This is a genomic window from Pseudomonas gingeri, assembly GCF_013386165.1.
Classification (GTDB): Bacteria; Pseudomonadota; Gammaproteobacteria; order Pseudomonadales; family Pseudomonadaceae; genus Aquipseudomonas; species Aquipseudomonas gingeri_C.
The window spans coordinates 519,933-542,520 of record NZ_JACAOS010000003.1; the positions used below are offsets into that span (position 1 = coordinate 519,933).

A 22,588-nucleotide genomic window follows, 5' to 3' on the forward strand; every position below is an offset into this window, starting at 1 on the left:
TTTAATTAAAGGTTCTCTTTTTTGGAAGGGCTTCGATATATATTCATGTCTAATTGTTATGATTTGCCTGCCTTGGGAATGACTCTCGAATCACTTGGTTGTGCTTGTTTTCGGGCTCATACAATGTGTTAGTTGGCATGTTAACCCTCAAACTCGACATAGCTAGACTCCCCACCTCCAGTCGCACCCGACAACCAACCCCATACGAAGCTCAGCGTGGTGCACCCTGCGTGATCAACGCCCACCGTGCTACGAGACCAGCCGGCAAGAATCTCACCCTCCGTAGTCAAGCAGTGATAAAGCAACTCAATGGTATCGACACCTGTCGCGCGCCCGATTTGATGACCCATGCGGATCCGACCGCCTTGGTAAGTGCCCGAAATGGCATTTTCGTCGACATGGTAATGAAATACCGTACCTGAACCGGATAGCCCGTGGGAGTTGTCCGCTACCATAAACCGGTGGTTGTTCAAGCGCTCGCTCATTTGAGAAGAAAGGGTTTCCATCACTGTCGCATCCTTTAAGTCGAGAGGTTCCATTCCATCCTTCGGTTATCCGAGATGCTCGGATATAACCAAACGCGAGAGTCATAGGATGAAAATAATGTGTACCCAGTGCGGGCGTCTATTGGTTTTCTAAGCATTTTTCAAAGCGAACATCACCTTCTGGCAAATTCTCCACGGGCTTCCAGCCGAGGCTTCGATACAAGCGCACGCACGCGCGCGCCTCGCCCTACGGCTTTCGGTCGAAGTGATCGCGTGCGCTTTCCACCGCATCAAGGTTGTTTGCGGCCCATACCCAGACCCCGCAAAACGCCGCACCCAAGGTGATACCCAGCGTGGTCAACTGATACTCGACCTTGGGTGGAACGACCGGATACACGGTGCGCAGCACAAGCCCATCACGCTCCATTGCCCTCAGGGTCTGAGTCAGCATTTTCTGGCTGATGCCCTCAATCAGTTCGCCAAGGCGCGTAAAACGTAGCGTTCCTTTATCGGCCAGGATTTCGAGAATCAGCATGGTCCACTTGTCGGCCACGCGTCCGATGAGATCGGTGACCAGCGATGCGATACGCGGATCGAGATCGATCGGTGGTTTCTGGCTAGCGTAGAACCGTGCGGCTGCAATTTCTTCGTCTGTGAACGCTGAGAAGCTTTTCATCCCCATCACTCTCTTTTTGGTGCGTATAGAACTTTTCGGTGCCTTCTTCCTATTGGAAAGTATATCCAGCAGGCTAAGAATGTGTTCGATAAATGTGGAGTGCCATTGTGAAGATGATTGATCGTACGGTGTTGATTACGGGCGGGACGAGCGGCATAGGCTTTGAGCTCGCCAAACAGCTGATCGCGCTCGGGAACACGGTGATCGTGACGGGGCGGGATATGGAAAAGCTCGAAACGGCAAAGCGATCATTGCCCGCAATCCATATCTTCCAGAGTGACGTCAGCGATCCTGCCAGTATCCGTTTGCTCCATGAGGCGGTATCGCTCCAATTTGCAATGCTGGACACATTGATCAATAACGCGGGAACCATGCGCAATCTCAAAGCCTATCGGGATGTCGAGTTGACGGATCTGACCCGCGAAATCGGGACCAATCTGAATGGGCCGATATGGATGATTCAACAATTTCTTCCTCTGCTGCAGAAGCAGAAAAACAGCCTGATCGTGAATGTTTCATCAGGATTGGCATTCGTTCCGTATCCCGCGGCGCCGATATACAGCGCCTCAAAAGCGGCGATCCACGCCTACACGAGGTGTTTGCGCGCGCAACTGGATGGCTCCAACGTGTCCGTGGTTGAGCTTGCGCCGCCAGGCACCGAGACCCCCTTGTTCCGGGGGGAGTTTGCGCAGGAAATGAAAGGCGAAAAGGGCATGGATGTGAGGATTTTGGTGAAGCGTGCCATTGCAGGGATAGAAGCGGGAAAACTCGAGGTTCGTCCTGGCTTGAGCAACCTGTTGAAAATCGCCAGTCGAGTCGCGCCGAATTTCATGTTCAGGCAGTTGACTCGATTCAGCCAACTAATGCCCTCTACTGTGTAACGAGTCATGAAAACGGAGATATCGGCTTCAACGTTGTTGTCGCGTAATGGGACGATGATTGGGTTTCCCTCACGGCCGCGTTCTTTAGGCGAGATAAGCCTCGGCGGCCCCGGTTTCATCCATGAACTCATTTAAAAAACGCTCCAGGCGCTGGTGCCTGATCGCGGCAATTCGTGCGCCTTCCGCTGTTTGGAAACCGGAGGCCAGCTTGAGCAGCTTGGTGTGGAAATGCTCAATGGCAAAGCGCTTGTCCTGATACTCCCGGTTCGACGCGGTCGGGTTGGTAAAATCGTATAACGCCGATCCCATGCGTCCGGCAATGTAGAAACACCGCGCCACCCCCACGGCCCCTATCGCGTCCAGCCTGTCGCTGTCCTGAAGTATCTTGGCTTCGACAGTAGTGGGTTCGAAACCGGCGGAGAAGCTGTGGGTCTTTACAGCGTGGGCGACGGCAAGAATCCTTGATTCCGACCAGCCCATGCCGACCAGAATGGATGAGGCTTTCTGCGCTGAAAGCGTCGAGGCCTGAGCCCGGAGTGGTGAATTTTTTTCGACGGCAACACAGTCGTGCAGGAGCGTGGCCGCCAGAAGGATTTCGAGGTCGCCGCCCTCTATTTTTTGAAGGGCTTTGGCGTTGGTCCAGACACGATGGATATGCGAGAGGTCGTGGGAGCCATCTTCACTGCCTTCGGGAAGGTAGGCCATCAATGTCGTGGCAAGGCTCTGATAGGGGAAAAACGGTTGGTCCATCATTAATCGTTCAGCTCCTATTCGAAGGTCAGTTACAGGTCTTGCGTCATCCGGCACTTGGGATACACCGAGCATCCCCAGAATTCCTTTCCCGCCCTCGGGCCCGACTTCCGAGCGCGAACCACCATGGCGTTACCACATTTCGGGCACTGCCGTTCGGCTGTTGGATCACTGCGACGCTTGAGGTTTCGCATATGTTCATTGTGAGTTGCACGGGATGGCGGGCGCCGGCCGGCCTGCAGGGCAAGCATAAGTGCATCGACGTTCGCCTCGCTGAATACCCTTTTCTGGAATGACTTGATGTAGCGGATAAAGCCAAGGCCTTGGGTCACGTTGGCAGGCATCTGTGTCTTGAAGGTGCTGCCGCCGATGAAGGTAATGACCGATTGCAGGTGTTCAAGGTTGAGGCCAAGGGTGGCTTCCAGTGCCTTGAGGTGTTTGTAGTTTTGATGCAGAGGGTTCTGAAACTTGAACGTGCGTTTGTAGAGTTTCTGCGTCCACTGGGGCTGGTGCTCACTGCCAAAGATCCAGCCGCTCATATTCTTCGTTTCCAGCACAAATATACCGTAAGGCGAGAGGAACACGTGGTCGATCTGCGTGGTGCCGTCGGGCGTGTTCAGGGTGACGTTGTGCAGGCGCCGGTAGGTCTGTTTATCCAGTTGCCAGTAGGCGAACAGACGCACCATGAGTTCGCCGATATGACCTTTGGCCCAGCGCGTCTTGAGCAGGGTGATCAGCAGTAACAGCGGAACAAACCAGCCAAACGTGGCCCAGAGCTGGGGGATGAGAGGGGTGAAGTCCATTTCTTGCCTTCAGCGATGTTCGAGATGTCTGGATGTTACCGAAAGTCAGTCTTGGTGGCCGAAATTAATGCGCGCTCAGCTTGAGGCAAGTGGACGCAGGGCATGCCAATTACATTTTTGCGCGTGCAGACATGAACCGAAGCTCGGATTCGCTCAGGCTACACAGAGGACGTTCAATGAGATCAATCAGGCTGTGCCTGGGGTGCCACGACCGATGCAGTTGTATTACCACTTCTGGCCTGTGCTGCGACATTTGGTCAACTTCTCTTTTGCTTTACGGATTGTCCTTCTCGTATCCTGAGTTCGGCCCCTATCGATTGCCAGGTCGGGGGCCGCCTCCAAGGTTAGGGCATGGTTGCGGACTCGTCGAAAGAATTGGGATTATGGCTGGGAATTTTTTTGTATGTACTTTCGAAATTCTTTTTCGGTCATTTTATTATGTCTAGCATCATATGTGCTGGTGTCACCATTGTAGGCGGATCGGGTGCTGAAAAAAACAAATGACCCCTTAAGATAGCGCCCTATTGACCTAGGGGATTCGGGCAGCGGTTCATCATGGTATTCCATTTTTTCTAATGTTGAATAGGAAATATATTTTCCAGGTCCTAACTCCATAAGGTCCTCTCGGATTCCATCTTCACTCAAGGCTTCTTTAATGCCTGTGGGCTTTAGGGTGTCAACCTCCAGCCTGAAGTAAGTCCAACTGGTATCATGGCCAAAGGATTCATATGTTAGCTTTTTGGGTCTAAGTATTTCTGCCGTACCATCCCCGATTAGCAGTTCAATCATGCGTTCTTCCGTCGTTCGACGGACCCCGGTAATGGTGTTTCCACCACCTGTCGGGTAAAACATATGGTTGAGTGCAGGGACCTTTGCGATTTCAGAAAGTACCGCACAAATAATATCGATTTCGGTCCATGTCGTCCGTGCCGGCGCCCCTAGCGGAAACAATTTTTGCGTCAGCTCTGTCCATTCGGTAAGGTTTCGGGTATGGAAATTCTCAATAATTGCTAACCATTCTTGGAGCCTCTTGGCTGCCAACGCAATAGGCGGTCGAAGAGACGGATCAGTATCCGTGCATTCGTATAAAAGACGATCTAATGTTGTGGTATATATGTCAGGAAGATAAGTTTTTAGCGCCAGTTCAGGTGAAGCCGAATTGTACTGGCCATCAAAACCCAGCTCTTTTCCCGTTAGGGCGATCCACAAGGATTTGGCAAAAGAGTAGACATCTGCAGCCAACCCATCGGCCCTCGAAGCGTGTCGCCTCATCTCAGGGGCCATCGTGAATTTTGCACCTACATCTCGTTTAGGCGGGGTAATATTTTCCCGTTCTGGATACTTAACCAATCCAAAGTCAGACAGGCATAATCGATTTTTAAAATATAAAAAATTTGCTGGTTTTATATCTCGATGAGATATTGAATTTTGGTGTGGTGTGTCAATTGTTAAGGCTAACTCAATAAAATCCTGGATGATGGTTTTTGGTTTTTTTCCTTTGATATACTTTTCGAATGGCATGGCAATGGGCATGACAAACCAGGGTTTTCCCTCTTTTTTCTCGGGAAGATGCTTGTCGATCAGCGGTACGATTCCTGGTGTGCTCCCGAGCTTTTCGAGTGCATCAATTTCTATCTTGAATCTTTCATAGGACTCCGGTGTGACAGACTTGAGTAGCTTCAATGCATGAGATTTATCATTCGTTTTACTGACAAGCCAAACCTCACCGTTGCCTCCTTCGCCAATAGCTTCTTCAAGTGTCCACTTACCAAATTTCTGGCCTTTTTTGATGGTGCTTGGGTTGCCTTTACTGCTCATGTCTCGTCCTTGTTCACTTTAATAAGTCGCTGCGTCAGCCTCAGACCTCCTTGGCATTGGAGCGATCATATTCGACACCGGACGATCAGTTAAGTGGCTTTTTGATATCTCCATTCGAAAGTATGGCCTCAACGCGGGTGACACCTCTGGCTGCAGCGCTATCCGGCAAACGAGCAGTGCGCTTGATCAACCTCGCTTCACCTGCCGCTTGCTGGCCGCGAAATTGGCCAACACATCCAACCCCGTACAAAACACGAAGTATACCAACGCCACAAACAGAAAAATCTCCGTGGGATGGACCATCACCCGGTTGCTCACCTGGGTCGCCACAAAGGACAGTTCCCCCACGCCAATGACATACGCCAGCGACGTGTCCTTGATCAGCGAGATCCACTGATTGAGAAACGACGGCAGCATGATCGGCAACGCCTGCGGCAGGATGATCAGCCGCATGACCTGGGCCGGTTGCATCCCCAGCGCCCGCGCCGCTGCCCACTGGCCGGCCGGCAGGCTCTGGATTCCGGCATACACCGAGTACGCCAGGTAAGCGCCGCCGATCAGCGACAGTGCGCAGACCACGGTAAACAGCGCCGGTATGTCAACGTGGAAGACGATCGGCAGCAGGAAGTAGCTCCAGAAGATCAACATCAGTACGGGGATCGCCCGCAGGAAGCCCAGCACGGCGATCAATATCCCCCGTGGCCAGCCCTTGAGACTGCTCAGGGCAATGCCCAGCACCAGGCCGAGAACGGCGGCGCTGACGCCGGACAGCACGCTCAGCACCAGGGTCAATGCCGCGCCGCCCAGCGGGCCGTTGGGGTAGGCGCCGATCAGGAAGTACTCGAGGTTGTCGCTGATAACGGAAAAGTCCATAGCTTACGCAGCTCCCTGGCGATAACGCTTGGTCTGCCGGATCCACTGTCCGGCCGCTTCGATCAAGGCAATGCTGAAGATGTACAGCAAAGTAGCGAAGCCAAAGGCCTGGAAGGTCTTGAAGGTTTCGGTCTCGACCTGGCGCGAGGCGTAGGACAGTTCGGCGAGACCGATGGCCATGGTCAGCGAGGAGTTTTTCAGCGCGTTCATGTATTGCCCCAGCAATGGACCGAGAGCAGTGCGCAAGGCTTGAGGCAGCACCACGTAACGCCAGACCTGTGCCGGCTGCAACCCCAGCGCAACCCCAGCCTCGCGTTGTTGCGGACGCACCGAGGCGACGCCTGCGCGAAATTCTTCGGCGATAAAAGCCGAGGTGTAGAGCGTCAGTCCCCAGAAGCCGGCGATGAATTCAAACGACGGCCAGCTGATTTCCACGCCGGCCACGCTCACTTCATGGGGCATGTTCAGCCAGCTAACCAGGCCCTCGGGCAGCAGGGCGGTGACGCCGAAATACCAGAAGAACAGCTGCACCAACAGCGGTGTATTGCGAAACAAGGCGAGGTAAGCCCGTGCCGGCCAGGCCACCAGGCGTGATGCGTGGAGGCGCGCCAGGCACACCAGGAAACCGAGCGCGGTGGCCACCAGGCAGACCACGGCGGACAAACCCAGGGTCAGGAGAAATCCATCGAACAACCATTTCAGGTACTGCGGGCCGAGCAATTCACCAAACATCTAGGGCGGTGTCCATCCAGAATGGAAAACGCCCGCGCGGAAAACCGCGCGGGCTGTTGTTGTACGCAAGAGGAGAGGGCGATCAGCTCTTGTCGCCGATCTTGTACAGGCGGGCCAGCGGTGTCTTGGTGTCCGGGCCGAACCAGGCGTCGTAGATCTTCTGCGCCTGGCCTTTGCTTTCCAGTTCCACAAGGGTTTCGTTGACCACGTTGGTCAGCGCGGTCTCGCCCTTGGGCACGCCGACGCCAATCAGGTCGTTGGAAATGGTGAAGGGCGGTACTTCGTACTTGTCCTTGTCCGGCACGTTGGCCAGCAGGCCGATCAACTTCGGACCGTCCTGGGTAATGGCCTGCACGTTACCGTTGCGCAAGGCGGTGAAGGCGAACGGGGTGTCGTCATAGGCCACGACCTTGGCACCGGGGAATTTCTCGCGCAGCACGGCTTCGTTGACGGTGCCCTTGTCCACGCCGACACGCCATTTGTTCAGGTCATCCTGGGACTTGAGGGTGCCTTTCTTGACGATGAACTGCTGGCCGGAACTGAAGTAGGGAATGCTGAAGTTGACCTGTTCGGCGCGCTCCGGGGTGATGGTGAAGTTGGCCAGGACCAGGTCGACCTTGTTGGCGACCAGCAACGGTACACGGTTGGCCGGGTTGGTCGGTTGCAGTTGCAGCTTGACCCCGAGCTTGTCGGCGATGGCCTTGGCGTAGTCCACGTCCAGGCCTTCTATCTGTTTGCTCTTGGCGTCGATAAAGCCGAACGGCGGGTTACTGTCGAACGAGGCGACGCGCAGTACGCCGGATTTCTTGATGTCTTCCAGGCGGTCGGCATGGGCCAATCCCGAGAGGACGGCGAGGGTGAGGGCAGTGAGGGCAGTTAATTTCTTCATGGTGATCTCAACACTTGGTGGATGATTCTGGTGCCGAGTCTTGCAGTCCATGAATAAACAATAAAAGAATATAAAAGAATTTGTTGATGTCTTTATGGAATAAGTAGGTTTTCTGGGGGATTCGCTGTGACCCGCATGCTAGAGCGTCGCCGGCCTGTCGTACGTTCCGGTTAGCTGACTGGGCAAGAGACGACCCGTCGATCCGCCATCGACGAATGTTTATGCATTCTGATTGCCCGAGCGGGTAAACGAATAACGATCGATATCCTGCCTGAGCTGCCAGTCCTGGTTCTGCCAATAGTGGGCAGCCGCCTCATTGGTCTTGAGTACGTCGACATGGCACTTGAGGATGCCATGACGCTCAAGTATCGACAGGCAGCGCTCGACCAGCGCATTGGCGATGCCCTGGCGCCGATATTCGGGCAGGACGATCAGGTGCTGCAGGTAACCCCGGCGCCCGTCGTGCCCGGACATGATGCAGCCCACAAGATGCTCGCCGACTTGCGCGATGAAGCTCATCCCCGGATTGCGCTCCAGATAGCGGGCGGTGGCCTCGCGGGAGTCAGCATCGCGCACGACGATGCCGGGGGTATTGCGCATGAGGCCGATGACCGCCTCATAGTCGTCCAGCGTCATGGCGCGGATCTGGATCATGGCAACGGACCTGGTGGCTTGAGTGTCTGGCTTGGCAGCCTACCAGAAGCCATTCGCTCCTTGTCACGTCGATCACGCCAGGCGCCTTGCTGGCGGCTGCCCGTTCTGTTTGTATGACGAGGCTGGTCGCGTGCAAGCAGATGTCGCGACCCCGTTCTGGAGAACTCTTGATGCTCTTGTTTTTTGCCCTGATCGCCATCGCCGTTGTGTGGGGATGGTGGACTTATCCCCGTGTGGGTGGGCTGTTGTCTGATGTGATTACACGACTGGAGGCGCGGCTCTCGCGCTTGAAGGAAGTCCCGGTGACGATTGAGCGCATGACCCTGGCGACGTTGCAGGGTGGGGTCGCCGGCAAGACCGCGCCGTTGCTGCTGATCCACGGTTTCAGTGCCGACAAGAATCTCTGGGCCCGCTTTGCACGGCATTTTGTCGGCGACCATCGGGTGATCATTCCCGACCTGGCCGGGCACGGCAAAAGTGGCTTTGAGCGGGGCGCAGACTACAGCATCGAAGCCCAGGCGCAACGGATGATCGAGCTGCTGGACGCCAGCGGGATCGACAAGGTGCATGCGGTCGGCAGTTCCATGGGGGCCTACGTCGCCACTTGGCTGGCGGCACATCACCCGGAGCGGGTGCTGTCCCTGGCGCTGATGGGCCCGGTGGGGGTCAATCTGCCGCAGCCCAATGAAGTGGAAGAGTTGGTCAAACAGGGCCGTAATCCTTTCCTGATTCACTCGCGAGCGGAGTTCGACCGGTTCTTTTCCATGACCATGGCCTCGCCCCCCTGGATTCCAGGTGTGCTGTTGGCGGCAGAAGCGCAGGCTTATATCGAGCGACGCGATGAGCTGGCGGAGATCTTTGATGCTTTCCACGACAGTCCGAGAATGGAGCCCTGGCTGAGCAATATTAGTATTCCGACCCTGCTGTTGTGGGGCCGTGAAGACCGCATGGTACCCCTGGCCAGCGCGCAAACCTGGATCGCGGGCATTCCCCACGCGCGCCTGGAATGCTGGGACGGGGTCGGGCATCTGCCGATGATCGAGCGGCCGGAGCAGACGGCCGCACAATATCGTGAGTTCCTGGCGGCCTTCTGAGGACGCGTCTTGATCACGCCCTCGGTGGCTGTTTCACCGGGGGCGTGCAGATGCAGCTCGTCCGATCCGATTATTTTTCCGGCGTGATGAATAAAACCCTCTGTGATGTGTTTGCCCTGATGTGGCACCTGCTTGCGCCGCATTTCCCTGGTCCGACTTATTCCTCAAACAGAGAACACTCCATGCTGAAGAAAATCACCCTCGTCGCTGCCGTTGCCATGACCGCCTTCTGCGGCGTGGCCTTTGCCGATGCGCCAGCCAAAGTCGCTGACACCGCCGGCGGCAAGGTTCTGGTCGATGCCAAGGGCATGACCCTGTACACCTTCACCAAGGACACCGCCGGCTCGGGCAAATCCGTGTGCAACGGGCCCTGCGCCAACAACTGGCCGCCGCTGCCCGTTGCCGCCGGTGCCAAGGCCGCCGATGGCTACACCATTGTCACCCGTGATGACGGTAGCAAGCAGTGGGCCTACAAGGACTTGCCGCTCTACGGCTGGGTCAAGGACAGCAAGCCGGGCGACACCACTGGCGAAGGTGTGAATTCGGTCTGGCACGTCGCCAAGCCTTGATCGGTAGCGCTGCGTAGCGGTCCTTGTCCGGCCGCCGATTGGCGCTCAGCCGCTCCTTTTCGCGAAGGCGCGGCGCGCTGGATCAGGCCCGGGAGGACGCTGCGCGCACCTTGCCGAAGTGCACGCAAAGGTAAGTCCCTATCGCCAGTGCACCGAGCACCAGCAGGATAAACGTCGAATTGAAACCGACAGTCACAGGCTGTCGCGACAGCAGAACCATCCCCACCAGCAGATTGAAGACACCCCAGAGAAAATTCACCAGCGGTGATGACGGGCCTTTGCCACGCGGTTTCGCAAAGGGCGTGGGAAAAACTTCGCCGCGCAGCCCGCTGCACAGATGCGGGAAAGCATTGCAGAGAAAAACACCGGCAAAAAAGGCTGTGATGGACATGGATCACCTATAGGCAAGGAGGCATGGATAAAGGCTGCAGGCTCACGTTTCAGTGGCACGGCCCGTTGGGGCGATGCGACGGGAGATGAAGGCCGCGATCGTCGGCCCGACCAGCAGTACGACGCCGAAGCGGGCCATCTGCATGGTCATGACAAAGGGCACGTCGACGTGGCTGGAGGCGGCGATGATCGCGACGGAATCCGCACCGCCCGGGCTGGTCGCCAGGTAAGCGGTGAGCGGATCGATGCCGGCGGCAAAGACGAACACCGCAGCGAGGCAACCACAGATCATGATCAACACCAGGGTACTGGCGAGGATCGCCGGAAAGGCTTTCAGGGCGTATTTCACCAGCGGTCGGGTGAAGGGCAGGCCGATCCGCCAGCCGATAGCCGCATAACCGAGTGCCAGCAACCAATGCGGCATCTCGATGCTGATCAAGCCCTGACGAGCGAGGAAGATACCGCCGAACATAGGCACCAGCAGGGCGGCGACCGGTATTTTTGCCAGGCGCGCCACCAGCGGGCCGGCGGCCACGAGGGGCAGGGTCTGGGCCAGCGGTAGCCAGTCAATACTTGGGAACCAGACCACCGAATGCACCTCATGTACCACGCCGGCACCGGTGAAGTGGGTAATCAGCGTGGCGATCACCGCCACCAGGATCACGCGGGTGTACTGCATGCAGGCGACCAGCTGCGCGTCGGCCCCGGCATTCTCGGCCATGAGGATCATCACGGTGGCCGCACCGGGGCTCAGTCCCCAGATGGCGGTGGTCCCCGGTAGCACGCGCAGGCGCGTCAGACCCCATCCGAGCAAACCGCCGGCGACGATCACACCGACCACCCCGAGGACAAACAGCGGCCAATTGCCGACCGATGCACCGGCGAACGATTGCACCAGGGTTTTGGCAATCATGCAGCCCAGCAGGCCCTGAGCGAAGGCGGACGCCGAGCGCGGGACCTGTACTCGGGTGTCGATGAAGGTAATGGCGACGATAACGGCGCCCAACATCGGGCCGAGCAGCAAGGCTGCCGGAATCCCGACCCAGGTCAGGGCCACGGCAAAGAGTGTCGACAGTCCCAGGAGCACGATCCACTGCCATGCCGAGGCGAGCTTGCCGGTGCTGGTAGTGGTGATATGAGTATCTGCGTTGGACATGCAAACCCCTGGATGGAGCCGGACGGGTGGCCGGGCGTTGCTTCGGGTCGGTGTGATGCTAGAATGAGAGGATATCCTCTAGTAAAAATAGTGAAGGACATCCTCTCATATGTCAACAAAGCCAATCGCCAAAGGTCAGGAGCCCAAGCGAGCCAAGGGGCACATTCGTGTGGCGGCCATTCTGGAGGCGGGAGTCGAGTTATTTTCGGAAAAGGGTTTTGACGCAACGACGATGACGGAGATCGCCGCGCGTTCCGGGACGGCGATTGCCTCGCTGTATCGGTTCTTCCCGACCAAGGAGTCCGTGGCTGAGGCGCTGCTGATGAATTACGTCGAGCACGCCCTGCAATCCCTCGCTGAGCTGGCCTCGCAAGCCCACGGCATGACAGCGTCGGAACTGGCGTCGGCGTTTGTCGATTTCAGTCTCGCGCTGCAGTCCCGGCGTCAGTTCGCTATCAATCTGGTGGATGTCGCGGGGGCCAGCGAAAGCCGCAGGCAGCAGTTTCGCAAGGCCATGGTGGACGGCATCGAGGCGGCACTGCGCGAGGTGATTCCGGCCCTGTCCGCGGCCAAGTCCAAGGCTGTGGCCGTGACGCTGTTGAACGTGTTCAAGGGCCTCGGGCGGATCAGCGAGGAGACGCCGGCCACACAACGGGTGCTGGTGGCCGAGACCAAGGACATGGTTCGGCTTTATCTGGCGGCGCTGGAAGCCTAGGTCTATAGCACGGCGCCGTTCAGCGCCTTGACCGGCAAGGAAAAAAGCACAGTACTCAGGCTTGTTTGTCCCGCACCTCGAACACCTCTTTCAGCACGGGTATCGCCGACATCGCTTTTGGCCAGCCCACATAAAACGCCAGATGGGTCACCACCTCCGCGGCCTGCGCTCGGGTCAAGCCATTGTCCATCGCCCGGTTCAAGTGGAAGGGCAGTTGAGCGGCCTGCCCTTGGGTGATCAATGTGGCCACGGTGATCAGGCTGCGATCACGTGGCGTCAGGTCGGTCTGGCGCCATAGATCGGCGAACAGGACGTCATTGGTGTAGTGCGAAAGCCCGGGCGCAACGACACCGACATTCGCCTCGACGAGGGCTCGGCGCTTGGCCTCGGCCACGGGTTCGAGCGTCAGCAGCTCTTTGGCTGGTGGGGCAATCTGGTCAGCGGGAATCTGCCGTTCAGTGAACACCTGCCGGGCCACACCGGCCGCCGACATCGTATTCGGCCAACCGCAGTAGAACGCCAGATGAGTGATCAGCGCGCTGATTTCACTTGGCTTCACGCCGTTGTCGAGGCCCAGCTCGATGTGTCCGCTGAGCTGTGCGCTCTGTCCGCTGGACACCAGCGCGGCAAGGGTGATCAGGCTGCGGTCGCGGGGCTCCAGTTCCTCGCGCTTCCAGACTTCGCCGAAGAGTAGCTCGGTGGTGTAGTTGTACAACTGGGGTGTGGCTTCCAGTACATCCGGCGAGGGTTTTGGGTCAGGTCGTGGCCGGCCTTGGTCGGCGTCGACCATGGCCGAGAAACACAGTGTGGCGAAGGTGCTGGCTAACAGTTTCATCGAGTCGACTCCTGAGATGAGTGGTCATCAAGGGTGATACCGCAGGGGCAAGACGGCGTTGCGTAACAAGAGTTTAAGAAAACTGGATAGATTCATTAAGTTCATTAACCCGCATGCAGTCATAAACAGGGCTCATGAATGATCCGAGGGTTATGGCGCTATAATTCCGGAAATTCATGGCAGGCATTCATCAATGGCCCGGGAAAGTTACAACGATCTGCTGGCGTTTCTGGCCGTTACCCGCGAGCGCAGTTTCACCCGTGCCGCCGCCCAGCTCGGCGTCTCGCAATCCGCTCTTAGCCACACCATCCGCGCCCTGGAGACACGCCTCGGCGTTCGCTTGCTGACCCGCACCACCCGTAGTGTGGCGCCGACCGAGGCGGGCGAGCAGTTGTACAACAACCTGGCGCCGCGCTTTGAAGAGATCGACGCGGGCCTGGCCGAGGTCATCGAACTGCGCGACAGCCCACGGGGCACCATCCGCATCACCGCCACCGATTACGCGGCCAACAGCGTGTTATGGCCGAGGTTGGCGCCGTTCATGTCGCAGTACCCCGATATCAAGGTCGAAATCATGACCGACTATGGGCTGACCGATATCGTTGCCGAGCGCTACGACATCGGTGTACGCCTGGGGGATCAGGTGGCCCAGGACATGATTGCGGTACGCGTCGCTCCAGACCTGCGAATGGTCATCGTCGCCGCGCCGTCCTACCTGCAGGCCCATCCGGCACCACGCAAGCCTGACGATCTGGCCCAGCACAACTGCATCAACTTGCGCTTGCCCACCCACGGCGGTTGTTATCCCTGGGAGCTGAAAAAGGGCAAGACCGAACGGCAGGTTCGCGTAGAGGGGCAACTGACCTTCAACAGCTCCTATCAGATGCTCGAAGCAGCGCTCAGCGGTTGCGGGTTGGCGTTCATTCCGCAAGAGCTCGCCGCCGCCCATGTTGCTGCCGGACGCCTGCAATGGGTGCTCGAAGATTGGTTTCCGACCTTTCCCGGATTGCACATCTACTACCCCAGCCGGCGGCAGTCGTCTCGTGCGCTGGCCCTGGTGATCGCGGCCCTGCGCTATTCCGAGGATTCATGAGGCTTGCTCATGACCGAATCCGCCTTTTCGGTCTTAATCATCAATTGGCTTGTGACTAGGATGGCTGCACGGCTTTGAGCTCTGGCTCGGCCATCCTGTTTCAACGTTGATATGAAGGTGACCGATGAACTACCGCTATCTGGGCCGTAGTGCCTTGAAAGTTTCTCCCCTGTGCCTGGGTGCCATGATGTTTGGTGGCGAGACCGACGAGGCCACCTCCCGGCGCATCATCGACAAGGCTGGCGCCAGCGGCATCAACTTTATCGACACCGCTGATGCCTATCACGCCGGGCGTTCCGAAGCCGTGGTGGGGCGTGCGATTGCCGAGCAGCGGGATCGTTGGGTGCTGGCCACCAAGTTTGGCTATCCGTCGTCCGCGAGCGCCGGCCCGAACGAGCAGGGCCAGTCGCGTAAATGGATCATGCAAAGCGTCGAGGCCAGTCTCAAGCGTCTGGGCACGGACTACATCGATGTCCTGTATTTCCATCGGGCCCTGACGGATGCACCGATGGAGGAGGGGATTCGTGCCGTGGGTGACCTGATTCGCCAAGGCAAGATCCGCTACTACGGTGTGTCCAATTTCCACGGTTGGCGCATTGCGGAAATGGTCCGCATCGCCGACCAGTTGGGCATCGAACGGCCGGTGGTCAGCCAGCCGCTGTACAACCTCGTCAACCGCACGGCGGAAGTCGAGCAACTGCCGGTGGCGGGCAATTATGGGTTGGGTGTCGTGCCTTACAGTCCCTTGGCGCGTGGCGTGTTGAGCGGCAAATATGCGCTGGATGCACCGCCACCCGCGGACACCCGCGCAGGGCGTGGCGACAAGCGTATCCAGCAGACCGAATGGCGCCCGGAGTCATTGGAAATTGCCCAGACCATTGCCCGTCATGCGGCTGAGCGCGGCACCACTTCAGTTGCTTTTGCCATTGCCTGGGTGTTGAAAAACTCGTTGATCAGTTCGGCCATCGCCGGTCCGCGTACCGAGGCGCATTGGGACAGTTATATGGACTCACTCGAGTTGGAGCTAGGGCCAGACGACGAGAAACTGGTCGACGGCCTGGTTGTGCCTGGGCATGCGTCGACCCATGGTTTTACGGATCCGGGGTATCCGGTAGAGGGTCGCAGGGTACTTTGAACGGCTGGCCATTTGCATTCAGCTCCCGTCTTCAGGATAGGCTTCCTGGCATACCGAAATGATGCAATTCCGCAGGCTGCGATGTAGCGGATCAGCGTCCATACGGGGATGCCACATCGCCGATATCTGGAAGCGAGGGAGGCGCGCGGGGAGGTCAAAGTTGATCAGCTCCAAAGAGGAACCCTCCCAACGAGCACTCCCCAGGCTGGAGCGTGGCACGACAGCGACAAGCTCTGATCGGCGGGCGATCCGCATTGCATCGGTGTAGCCCGGCACCACCACGGTGATCCTGCGCTTGAGTCCACTGGACTCAAGCGCATGGGTGAGCGGTTCGATTGCATTCCCCTCTTGCAGCGCCACAACATGATTGAAGGCGGCAAAACTCTGCGCTGTCACCTGTTTGCTTGCCAGGATCGGATGTCCGACGCGAACGGCCCCGACATACGCATCATGAAAAAGGAACCGGGTACGAATCTCCGGTGCAGAGGTTCCAAGCAAGCCGATATCCAGGTCTATCGTTCCCTCACGAAGCGGTTGCGCATCTTTGTCGGGGCGAGCTTCGAACCGCAGACAGATGCGTGGTGCCAGGTGGGTGACCGCCGTTACCAGCGGGCCGGACAGACACGCCATGAATGATTGGCTGGCACGGACGGTGAAGGTACCTTCGACCGATGCCATATCAACGGCACTGACCTGCGGTCGCAGCATGGCCCGAGCATTACGGGTCAACTCGTGAACCTGATCACGCAGTTCCAAAGCACGAGGCGTAGGCACGAGTCCACGTCCGGCGCGCACGAGCAGGGGATCTCCAGTGGCGGCGCGCAAGCGCGTCAGCGTGCGACTCATGGCCGAAGTGCTGAGACTCAAGCGTTGAGCAGCACCGGTTACGCTGCATTCGGCAAGCAACATATCAAGGGCCAGGAGAAGATTCAGATCAATGTCGCTCATAGAAGTCCCGCTGAGAGAGGTCTGCCGGATGAGGCGTCTAATGCAACTATATTGTGATTTCCTTGCGTCTACCGCTTTTTGTCTCTCCCTCCTATAGTCAAGGCGATCGCAACGAATAAGGAAACATGAATCATGTCCAGCAATGAATCCACCACCCCGCCTCGGACACTTCTTATCATCGGTGCCTCACGGGGTATCGGCCATGCAATGGCGGCGGAGTTCCTGGAGAGGGGGTGGAACGTCGTGGGTACGGTCCGAGGCACTGCCAAAACGCAACTGCATGGCTTGGCCGCCGAACACAAAGGCCGTGTCGAGATCGAGTCTCTCGACATCACCCAACCCGACGAAATCGAAGCCTTGCGAGGACGCCTTGCCGGCAGAAGCTTCGATATGCTTTTCGTCAATGCGGGTACTGCCAATCAGAATCAGGACGAAACCATTGCAGAAGTGGCAACGGACGATTTTGTTCGAGTCATGATCACCAATGCGCTTAGCCCAATGCGGGTGATTGAAGGCCTGCAATCCCTTGTGCCTGCTAGCGGGCTGATCGGCATCATGTCGTCGGGACAAGGTAGCGTGAGTAATAACGAGAAAGGCGGCCACGAGGTTTATCGCGGGAGCAAGGCAGCACTGAACATGTATATGCGTAGTTATGCGGCACGGAACGCCGAAGATCCTCGTGCCTTGGTGCTCATGGCGCCAGGCTGGATCCGTACAGACCTCGGAGGTTCAACCGCCCCATTCAGTCTGGAGGAAACCGTCCCGAAAATCGTCAGTACCTTGCTCGCGCAGCAAGGCGAGCCAGGCCTGCGATATGTCGACCGAGAAGGTAAAACCGTCCCGTGGTGATGACTCAACGGTGGGCCCTGCACTCCAGCATTGTCAGTTGGACAGCCCACGCGGATGACTTGGCCGGACGGATACCGATATTCTGTCGGGCTTAACTTTCCAACGCAGATCGTGCTATGTCCAGGCTGTCCTTTGCCATTCGCCTGTTGTTCGCCTGTTGCCTGTTGGTGGCCACCGCCAACCATATGCGAGCAGATTTACAGCATGGGTTGCTCTGGGACTATGGCTACGGCGAGAGCGCCCATTGGGCCAGTCGTGTGTTCTGGGGCGCGCTGACATTCCTTGATCCGTTGGCTGCGCTGCTGCTGTTTATTAAGCCTCGAACGGGCATTGTCCTGACCGCTGCGATTATCGTGGCGGACGTTGCTCACAACACCTACTACGTCGCGCTGAATCAGCAGTGGCTGGCGTCTTTCTACCTGTCTCAGGTGGCCTTTCTTATTGCGGTGGCCCTGCTTTCACCCATGGTCTGGCAGGGCACTCCAAGTCGTCTGCACCCCGATTCTTAGGCCTTATCAAGCTGAACGGCTGCTGAACGACCTTCGGGTAGAGGCGAATCAGGAGGGATGCCACCCGGTAAACCATGCCGTCTCTGATATCGTCTGGCCATTATTTATGTTCAGGCGTTGGGCCAAATAAATTTAGCAAGGGATAATGCGATTTGATCAGGTACAGTTCGTTAAATGGAGCAGGGCGTTACGCTGCGTTCTGCATGGTTCTGTTCTTGTTCAGTCTGCCTTTTCAGTTTTTCCCCTCTCATTCGGATTTTGGCCTTCAAGGCAAAAGCGTTGAATCGTTCACAGGGACGTTCATTCACGTATTACGTAGCAAGGGCGCGGGCGTTGAACTCATGACGCAGAGCGTGGAAGCTGGGCGCTACCAGAAATTTTCAGTCGGGCCCCTGAGTATTTTTCGCGATAGCATCAGTCACCGCAGAGGGCAGCCGATTGAGCTGAGCCATCTTGCAGGTCAAGTGTTGACGTGCCGCATCAACGGTGTTGAGTTCTGTAGGGCGCGTTGCTGGGATGCAGAGAGCTGCATCGCACTGGAGCGTTCGGACAGTGACAAATTCAGCAAAGCCGCCCCGTGGATTATGTTGGTTTTCATGGCGTTCTTTGTCGTGCTGTCCTTCATACAACATCTGCGCCGTAAGCGTTTGGGTCGAGTACGAGCGTGATTAAAGGCTGAGAAGGGTTACCCGGAATTGCCAGCCTACACACATTTTCATCTGGTGCCGCTCTATCAATTCCCGTCAATCAAATGCTCGGCCAGATCAGGACTGAACGTCCCGGCCGTTGGACCTCCATGGCAGTTTCGTGTCGCTGAGGACGAGCCGTCCGAGTTGCCGGGGATCTTGATCCAGGCCGCCAGCACCGTTTCTGTGATTGCTTGAGGTTGAAGGCCGATCTTGCGCCCTGAAGGATTGCACCAGTCACCGGGAATGGCGCCGTTTCCGTTACGGCTGGTATCGATCACCATGGATTTTGCATAGCCGTAATCAGCGGACAACCTGGCATTGATCGCGTCGCCGTAGGTACGGGATTGATCGAGGGTGTAGAAGTTGGAGACATTCAACGCAAAGCCCCGTGCGTCCTTCATACCTGCCGCATTCAGGTAGCCCGCCATGGTGCCCGAAGGCTTCCAGCCCGCATTACCTGCGTCCAGATAAACAGCGGCAGAGGGCGCCCGCTGCTTGAACCCGGAGACCGCGTAGTTGAACAACGCCAGGCGTTCATCACGCTTTGGCTGGGTCAGGCATTCGCTGTCTGCCAGTGCATCCGGTTCCAGGATGATGACCGCGGGCTTGTCGCCAATGCCGTTGATAAAGCGGTCTATCCAGTCCCGGTATTCCACGGCATTTGCCGCACCCCCCGCCGACGCACCGCCGCTACAGTCGCGCCCCGGCAAGTTGTACGCCACCAGGATAGGGGTTTTATCGGCTTTGTTTGCCGCTTCAACGTACTGGCTGACGGCGTTGGTGAGCTTGTCGGTGGTCTGGCTGGTGCCGGTCAGCCAGTGGGCGCTGGGCACACTGGCAATCGCGGCCTGGATTTTTGCGCTGCGCGGGGTGTCGGGATTTGCCTTCACCCATTGGGCGACAGATGATCCGGGATTGACGTAAAAGCTGTCATTGGCATAGGCCGCCAGCGGTAGGGCAAGGGAAATGAAGCAGGCGGTAAGAAGGACGGCCTTGGGCATTGACTGCTTTCTCTTCAACACGGGATGACGGTAGGGGGCGAGCCTAACATCTCCAGCATCTGGTTACCGATCACAGCTGATGGAGGGCCGCCCAGGCCACCCTCCGGTTCGACATTACTTGTAACGCTGCTCAAACATCGCCACCTGTTCCGGCTTGATCAGCTGGAAGGGCACCCACACATCCGGCTCCACCGCTTCGCCCTTGATCATCTTGATCGCCGACTGTACCGCCACGCTCGCCTGGGCCTTGGGGTCCTGGAAGACCGAGGCCAACAGCATCCCGCGCTTGATGGCCGCGAGGCCGTCGGGCAGGCCGTCGATGCCGACAATCGCAATTTCACCCTTGGCTTTGCCGGCTTGCTGCAAGGCCATGGCGGCGCCGATGGCCATCTCGTCGTTGTTGGCCACGATGGCATCGAATTGGGTGCCCGCCAGCAACCAGTTGCTGGTCAGGTCCATCCCCTTGTTGCGCTGCCATTCGGCACTTTGCTGCTCGACGATCTTGATCCCGGGATAGTCCTTGAGCACCTGTTTGACGCCTTCGGTTCGGTCATGGGTGGCGTTTTGCGCAAGGTCGCCCATGATGATCGCCAGGCTGCCTTTGCCCCCCAGCTTCTCGGCCAGATAACGCATTTGCAGTTGCCCGGCCTCGATGTCATTCGAGGCTACAGTGACGACACCCTTGGGCAGGACGCGCTCGTCCGGGTGGCGGTTGACGTAGACCAGCGGCGTCTTCGCTTCGACGGCGGCGCGGGTCATGCTGGCGGTGGCTGCGGTGTCCACTGGTAGGACGATCACCGCATCAACTTTCTGGCTGAGAAAACCCTCGACCTGATTGAGCTGGCGCACCACATCGCCCTGGGCATCCTCGAACTGGATCTGCACGTTCTCCTGTTTGGCGGCGGCTTCTAGGCCGTTGCGCACATAGGTCATGAAGTTGTCGTCGACCCGGGCGATGCTGACGCCGATGCGATAACCGGCGCTGGCCCATTGGCTGAAGAGCAGTAACAGCGTGGCAAAAAGCAGTGTGTAGCAACGCATGATGGTTTTCCTTTTGTTGTTATGGGTTGAAATTCATCAAGATCAAACCTGCGGGCTGCAGGCCCTTGGCGGATCAACTCCGCCAGGAGTGCCGCCTCCCTCAGTCCAGCGTGAACGCCTGCCGAAAGCGTTCCAGTGCCGTTTCGCTGTCGCCGCTGGCCCAACCCTCGAACCCGACCACGCCGGTGTATCCCATGCCGAACAAGGCCCTGGCAATGGCCGGATAGTGAATCTCGCCGGTGCCGGGCTCCTTGCGACCGGGAACGTCGGCGACCTGGATTTCGCCGATGGCGGAGCCGGCACGCTGGATCAGCTCGATCAGATTTCCTTCACCGATCTGCGCGTGGTAAAGGTCCAGGTTCATCTTCAGATGCGGGCTGCCCACGGCCTCGATCAGCGCCAGGGTATCGTCGGCACGGGCGAACGGGGTGCCGGGGTGGTCGACCTCGGTGTTGAGGTTTTCCAGCAGGAACACCCGGCCGGCGTCTTCACCCAGGCGGGCGATTTTTTCCAGGGTCTTGCAGGCGCTCAACCACATGCGTCCGCTGGTGTGGGCCACGGGTTTGACCGGCAGGCCCTGGTCGCCCAGGCCCGTGCCATGCAGGTTGAGGCTCGGGCAGTTCAGTTGCTCCGCCACGGCCAGGGATTCCCGGGCGCTGTCGAGCAACTGGCGAATGTCCTCGGGGTCGGTCAGGTTGCCCGAAATGTAGCCGGTCATGGAGGTGAAGTCGGCGCCGGTGGCGACCAGGGCGGCAATGTCCTTCTTCGTCCAGTCCCAGATTTCCGCGCTGAAGCCCAGCCCATGAATGCGTTTGACGCGCTCGGTGAAGGGTAGGTCGAGGAAGACCATCTCGGCACTGATCGCCAGTTTGAACGGTGAGAAACTCATCAATGGGCTCCTTGCACGCGCACGGTTTTGCCCTGCTGGTACGACTCGATACAGGCGCGGGCAATGGCCAGAGCCGCCCGGGCATCTTCGCCGCTGGCCAGGGGTTTTTCGCCGGAGCGCACGCAGCCGACAAAGTGATTGAGCTCGGCAATGTAGGCATCGCGCAGCAGGTCGGTGTCCAGGCGCAGGGTGTCGGCCTGGATACCGCTGGCCAGGTAGCGCACCAGGTCCGAGTCGTTGACGTTGCCCATGGTCAGCATGCCCGCGCTGCCGAAGACTTCCCCGCGCACGTCGTAGCCATACACCGCCTGGAAGTTGGCCTCGGCCGTGGCGATGGCGCCGTTGTCGAATCGGATGGTTACCACGGCGGTATCCAGCAGGCCCTTGTCCTTGTACTCGGGGGCGATCAGGGCGTCGGCCATGACATGGACCTCGACCGCTTCGGCGCCTGGGTTGAGGTAGCGCAAGGTGTCGAAGTCATGGATCAGGGTTTCGAGAAAGATCACCCATTGCGGTGAGGCGGCCGGGTTGTTCAGGGCCGGGTCGCGGGTCAGCGAACGCAGCAGTTGCGGTGTGCCGATACGACCGGCGACCACATCCAGGTGGGCGGCGCGAAAGCTCCTGGCAAAGCGGCGGTTGAAACCGACCTGCAAGGTGACACGGGCATCGGCGGCTGCGGCGATGGCACGGTCGGCTTCGTCCAGGGTGATGGCCATGGGTTTTTCGCAGAACACACCTTTGCCGGCGCGGGCGGCGCTGATTACCAGTTCAGCATGGCTGCGGGCCGGGGCGGCAATCAGGACGGCGTCGATCTCCGGGTCATCGAGCAGTTGCTGTGGATCGGTATAGACCCGCGCCACTCCCAATTCCGCCGCCAAGCGGGCGGCTTGACCGGGCACCGGGTCGGCGATGGCAGCGAGGCAGGCACCGGGAATGTGCCGGGCGGCGGTCTGGGCGTGAAAGCTGCCCATGCGTCCCGCACCGATAAGCCCCAGGCGGATGATCTTGGATGTGCTCATGAAAATGACTCCGTCTTATTGTTGTTCATATGACTTGGCAGCAGGCGATGCCGTTGCTGGTACAAGGCAAGGGAGCAAAGGTTGTGCCAATATTT

The 22,588-nt window shown here is 58.2% G+C and carries 26 protein-coding genes; 9 read left to right on the forward strand and 17 right to left on the reverse strand.

From position 1 onward, the window contains the following. Positions 1-140 precede the first annotated feature (140 nt). Together HX866_RS06790 and HX866_RS06795 are read right to left on the reverse strand one after the other, a co-directional pair. Complete coding sequence (locus HX866_RS06790) at positions 141-506, reverse strand: hypothetical protein (protein ID WP_177138663.1); 366 nt, start codon at positions 504-506, stop codon at positions 141-143. Positions 507-732: 226 nt separating this feature from the next. Continuing rightward, entirely contained in the window at positions 733-1,161 is a 429-nt protein-coding gene (locus HX866_RS06795; protein WP_177102690.1) for a winged helix-turn-helix transcriptional regulator, read from the reverse strand. 113 nt (positions 1,162-1,274) lie between these two features. Here HX866_RS06795 and HX866_RS06800 point away from each other — a divergent pair, with 113 nt between their 5' ends. Further along, on the forward strand, positions 1,275-2,042 hold the full coding sequence (locus tag HX866_RS06800; RefSeq protein WP_256261387.1) for an SDR family oxidoreductase: 768 nt from the start codon (positions 1,275-1,277) through the stop codon (positions 2,040-2,042). Positions 2,043-2,126: 84 nt separating this feature from the next. Here HX866_RS06800 and HX866_RS06805 read toward each other — a convergent pair whose 3' ends face one another. The 7 genes from HX866_RS06805 to HX866_RS06835 form a co-directional block, all read right to left on the reverse strand. After that, the gene (locus tag HX866_RS06805) at positions 2,127-2,795 is read right to left on the reverse strand and encodes an HD domain-containing protein (RefSeq protein WP_177092024.1); all 669 of its coding nucleotides are present in this window, start codon (positions 2,793-2,795) and stop codon (positions 2,127-2,129) included. A gap of 29 nt (positions 2,796-2,824) precedes the next feature. Further along, positions 2,825-3,595: a nuclease-related domain-containing protein gene (locus HX866_RS06810; protein WP_177138669.1), complete on the reverse strand. Its 771-nt coding sequence runs from the start codon at positions 3,593-3,595 to the stop codon at positions 2,825-2,827. A gap of 381 nt (positions 3,596-3,976) precedes the next feature. Further along, positions 3,977-5,413 carry a protein kinase domain-containing protein gene (locus HX866_RS06815; protein WP_177138674.1) on the reverse strand — a complete coding sequence of 479 codons (1,437 nt, stop codon included), beginning with the start codon at positions 5,411-5,413 and terminating at the stop codon, positions 3,977-3,979. A 186-nt stretch (positions 5,414-5,599) separates the two neighbouring features. After that, complete coding sequence (locus HX866_RS06820; protein ID WP_177092027.1) at positions 5,600-6,286, reverse strand: amino acid ABC transporter permease; 687 nt, start codon at positions 6,284-6,286, stop codon at positions 5,600-5,602. Between the two features lie 3 nt (positions 6,287-6,289). Continuing rightward, entirely contained in the window at positions 6,290-7,018 is a 729-nt protein-coding gene (locus HX866_RS06825) for an amino acid ABC transporter permease (RefSeq protein WP_177138675.1), read from the reverse strand. 82 nt (positions 7,019-7,100) lie between these two features. Continuing rightward, entirely contained in the window at positions 7,101-7,907 is an 807-nt protein-coding gene (locus tag HX866_RS06830) for an ABC transporter substrate-binding protein (RefSeq protein ID WP_177138676.1), read from the reverse strand. A 219-nt stretch (positions 7,908-8,126) separates the two neighbouring features. Then, on the reverse strand, positions 8,127-8,561 hold the full coding sequence (locus HX866_RS06835) for a GNAT family N-acetyltransferase (protein ID WP_177138677.1): 435 nt from the start codon (positions 8,559-8,561) through the stop codon (positions 8,127-8,129). A 170-nt stretch (positions 8,562-8,731) separates the two neighbouring features. On the opposite strand from HX866_RS06835, the gene HX866_RS06840 reads away from it, so the two are divergent. Together HX866_RS06840 and HX866_RS06845 are read left to right on the forward strand one after the other, a co-directional pair. Further along, on the forward strand, positions 8,732-9,655 hold the full coding sequence (locus HX866_RS06840) for an alpha/beta fold hydrolase (RefSeq protein WP_177138678.1): 924 nt from the start codon (positions 8,732-8,734) through the stop codon (positions 9,653-9,655). 182 nt (positions 9,656-9,837) lie between these two features. Then, positions 9,838-10,224 (forward strand): COG4315 family predicted lipoprotein, encoded by a 387-nt coding sequence (locus HX866_RS06845; RefSeq protein WP_177102195.1) that lies wholly within the window; start codon positions 9,838-9,840, stop codon positions 10,222-10,224. Positions 10,225-10,306: 82 nt separating this feature from the next. Here HX866_RS06845 and HX866_RS06850 read toward each other — a convergent pair whose 3' ends face one another. Then, positions 10,307-10,615 (reverse strand): hypothetical protein, encoded by a 309-nt coding sequence (locus HX866_RS06850; RefSeq protein ID WP_177092033.1) that lies wholly within the window; start codon positions 10,613-10,615, stop codon positions 10,307-10,309. 42 nt (positions 10,616-10,657) lie between these two features. After that, complete coding sequence (locus HX866_RS06855) at positions 10,658-11,770, reverse strand: AbrB family transcriptional regulator (RefSeq protein ID WP_177138680.1); 1,113 nt, start codon at positions 11,768-11,770, stop codon at positions 10,658-10,660. 109 nt (positions 11,771-11,879) lie between these two features. On the opposite strand from HX866_RS06855, the gene HX866_RS06860 reads away from it, so the two are divergent. Next, the gene (locus HX866_RS06860) at positions 11,880-12,485 is read left to right on the forward strand and encodes a TetR/AcrR family transcriptional regulator (protein ID WP_177138682.1); all 606 of its coding nucleotides are present in this window, start codon (positions 11,880-11,882) and stop codon (positions 12,483-12,485) included. A gap of 55 nt (positions 12,486-12,540) precedes the next feature. Here HX866_RS06860 and HX866_RS06865 read toward each other — a convergent pair whose 3' ends face one another. Next, positions 12,541-13,320: a carboxymuconolactone decarboxylase family protein gene (locus HX866_RS06865; RefSeq protein ID WP_177138684.1), complete on the reverse strand. Its 780-nt coding sequence runs from the start codon at positions 13,318-13,320 to the stop codon at positions 12,541-12,543. A 193-nt stretch (positions 13,321-13,513) separates the two neighbouring features. Here HX866_RS06865 and HX866_RS06870 point away from each other — a divergent pair, with 193 nt between their 5' ends. Both HX866_RS06870 and HX866_RS06875 read left to right on the forward strand, forming a co-directional pair. Then, on the forward strand, positions 13,514-14,413 hold the full coding sequence (locus HX866_RS06870) for a LysR family transcriptional regulator (RefSeq protein ID WP_177138686.1): 900 nt from the start codon (positions 13,514-13,516) through the stop codon (positions 14,411-14,413). Between the two features lie 124 nt (positions 14,414-14,537). After that, a complete protein-coding gene (locus tag HX866_RS06875; protein ID WP_177138687.1) occupies positions 14,538-15,548 on the forward strand; it encodes an aldo/keto reductase in 1,011 nt (336 codons plus the stop codon). 18 nt (positions 15,549-15,566) lie between these two features. Here the strand turns inward: HX866_RS06875 and HX866_RS06880 are convergent, their stop codons facing one another. Next, positions 15,567-16,496 (reverse strand): LysR family transcriptional regulator, encoded by a 930-nt coding sequence (locus HX866_RS06880; protein WP_177138689.1) that lies wholly within the window; start codon positions 16,494-16,496, stop codon positions 15,567-15,569. Positions 16,497-16,628: 132 nt separating this feature from the next. Between HX866_RS06880 and HX866_RS06885 the strand changes: the two genes are divergently transcribed. The 3 genes from HX866_RS06885 to HX866_RS06895 all read left to right on the forward strand — a co-directional run bounded on the left by HX866_RS06885 (position 16,629) and on the right by HX866_RS06895 (position 18,522). Next, complete coding sequence (locus HX866_RS06885; RefSeq protein ID WP_177138691.1) at positions 16,629-17,345, forward strand: SDR family oxidoreductase; 717 nt, start codon at positions 16,629-16,631, stop codon at positions 17,343-17,345. Between the two features lie 116 nt (positions 17,346-17,461). Then, entirely contained in the window at positions 17,462-17,854 is a 393-nt protein-coding gene (locus tag HX866_RS06890) for a hypothetical protein (protein WP_177138693.1), read from the forward strand. Between the two features lie 215 nt (positions 17,855-18,069). Further along, positions 18,070-18,522 carry a hypothetical protein gene (locus HX866_RS06895; protein WP_177138695.1) on the forward strand — a complete coding sequence of 151 codons (453 nt, stop codon included), beginning with the start codon at positions 18,070-18,072 and terminating at the stop codon, positions 18,520-18,522. Between the two features lie 65 nt (positions 18,523-18,587). Here the strand turns inward: HX866_RS06895 and HX866_RS06900 are convergent, their stop codons facing one another. The 4 genes from HX866_RS06900 to HX866_RS06915 form a co-directional block, all read right to left on the reverse strand. After that, entirely contained in the window at positions 18,588-19,544 is a 957-nt protein-coding gene (locus HX866_RS06900; protein ID WP_177102180.1) for a glycoside hydrolase family 6 protein, read from the reverse strand. A 114-nt stretch (positions 19,545-19,658) separates the two neighbouring features. Further along, positions 19,659-20,585 carry a sugar ABC transporter substrate-binding protein gene (locus HX866_RS06905; protein WP_177138697.1) on the reverse strand — a complete coding sequence of 309 codons (927 nt, stop codon included), beginning with the start codon at positions 20,583-20,585 and terminating at the stop codon, positions 19,659-19,661. 100 nt (positions 20,586-20,685) lie between these two features. After that, a complete protein-coding gene (locus HX866_RS06910; protein ID WP_177092043.1) occupies positions 20,686-21,474 on the reverse strand; it encodes a TIM barrel protein in 789 nt (262 codons plus the stop codon). Then, the gene (locus HX866_RS06915) at positions 21,474-22,493 is read right to left on the reverse strand and encodes a Gfo/Idh/MocA family oxidoreductase (RefSeq protein ID WP_177138699.1); all 1,020 of its coding nucleotides are present in this window, start codon (positions 22,491-22,493) and stop codon (positions 21,474-21,476) included. Before HX866_RS06915 ends, HX866_RS06910 begins: the two co-directional genes overlap by 1 nt. Positions 22,494-22,588 lie beyond the last annotated feature (95 nt).

Excerpts from the sequence above, each read along its gene's own strand:
- HX866_RS06790 (WP_177138663.1), bottom strand. The coding sequence starts at position 506 with ATGGAAACCCTTTCTTCTCAAATGAGCGAGCGCTTGAACAACCACCGG.
- HX866_RS06795 (WP_177102690.1), bottom strand. The coding sequence starts at position 1,161 with ATGAAAAGCTTCTCAGCGTTCACAGACGAAGAAATTGCAGCCGCACGG.
- HX866_RS06800 (WP_256261387.1), top strand. The coding sequence starts at position 1,275 with ATGATTGATCGTACGGTGTTGATTACGGGCGGGACGAGCGGCATAGGC.
- HX866_RS06805 (WP_177092024.1), bottom strand. The coding sequence starts at position 2,795 with ATGATGGACCAACCGTTTTTCCCCTATCAGAGCCTTGCCACGACATTG.
- HX866_RS06810 (WP_177138669.1), bottom strand. The coding sequence starts at position 3,595 with ATGGACTTCACCCCTCTCATCCCCCAGCTCTGGGCCACGTTTGGCTGG.
- HX866_RS06815 (WP_177138674.1), bottom strand. The coding sequence starts at position 5,413 with ATGAGCAGTAAAGGCAACCCAAGCACCATCAAAAAAGGCCAGAAATTT.
- HX866_RS06820 (WP_177092027.1), bottom strand. The coding sequence starts at position 6,286 with ATGGACTTTTCCGTTATCAGCGACAACCTCGAGTACTTCCTGATCGGC.
- HX866_RS06825 (WP_177138675.1), bottom strand. The coding sequence starts at position 7,018 with ATGTTTGGTGAATTGCTCGGCCCGCAGTACCTGAAATGGTTGTTCGAT.
- HX866_RS06830 (WP_177138676.1), bottom strand. The coding sequence starts at position 7,907 with ATGAAGAAATTAACTGCCCTCACTGCCCTCACCCTCGCCGTCCTCTCG.
- HX866_RS06835 (WP_177138677.1), bottom strand. The coding sequence starts at position 8,561 with ATGATCCAGATCCGCGCCATGACGCTGGACGACTATGAGGCGGTCATC.
- HX866_RS06840 (WP_177138678.1), top strand. The coding sequence starts at position 8,732 with ATGCTCTTGTTTTTTGCCCTGATCGCCATCGCCGTTGTGTGGGGATGG.
- HX866_RS06845 (WP_177102195.1), top strand. The coding sequence starts at position 9,838 with ATGCTGAAGAAAATCACCCTCGTCGCTGCCGTTGCCATGACCGCCTTC.
- HX866_RS06850 (WP_177092033.1), bottom strand. The coding sequence starts at position 10,615 with ATGTCCATCACAGCCTTTTTTGCCGGTGTTTTTCTCTGCAATGCTTTC.
- HX866_RS06855 (WP_177138680.1), bottom strand. The coding sequence starts at position 11,770 with ATGTCCAACGCAGATACTCATATCACCACTACCAGCACCGGCAAGCTC.
- HX866_RS06860 (WP_177138682.1), top strand. The coding sequence starts at position 11,880 with ATGTCAACAAAGCCAATCGCCAAAGGTCAGGAGCCCAAGCGAGCCAAG.
- HX866_RS06865 (WP_177138684.1), bottom strand. The coding sequence starts at position 13,320 with ATGAAACTGTTAGCCAGCACCTTCGCCACACTGTGTTTCTCGGCCATG.
- HX866_RS06870 (WP_177138686.1), top strand. The coding sequence starts at position 13,514 with ATGGCCCGGGAAAGTTACAACGATCTGCTGGCGTTTCTGGCCGTTACC.
- HX866_RS06875 (WP_177138687.1), top strand. The coding sequence starts at position 14,538 with ATGAACTACCGCTATCTGGGCCGTAGTGCCTTGAAAGTTTCTCCCCTG.
- HX866_RS06880 (WP_177138689.1), bottom strand. The coding sequence starts at position 16,496 with ATGAGCGACATTGATCTGAATCTTCTCCTGGCCCTTGATATGTTGCTT.
- HX866_RS06885 (WP_177138691.1), top strand. The coding sequence starts at position 16,629 with ATGTCCAGCAATGAATCCACCACCCCGCCTCGGACACTTCTTATCATC.
- HX866_RS06890 (WP_177138693.1), top strand. The coding sequence starts at position 17,462 with ATGTCCAGGCTGTCCTTTGCCATTCGCCTGTTGTTCGCCTGTTGCCTG.
- HX866_RS06900 (WP_177102180.1), bottom strand. The coding sequence starts at position 19,544 with ATGCCCAAGGCCGTCCTTCTTACCGCCTGCTTCATTTCCCTTGCCCTA.
- HX866_RS06905 (WP_177138697.1), bottom strand. The coding sequence starts at position 20,585 with ATGCGTTGCTACACACTGCTTTTTGCCACGCTGTTACTGCTCTTCAGC.
- HX866_RS06910 (WP_177092043.1), bottom strand. The coding sequence starts at position 21,474 with ATGAGTTTCTCACCGTTCAAACTGGCGATCAGTGCCGAGATGGTCTTC.
- HX866_RS06915 (WP_177138699.1), bottom strand. The coding sequence starts at position 22,493 with ATGAGCACATCCAAGATCATCCGCCTGGGGCTTATCGGTGCGGGACGC.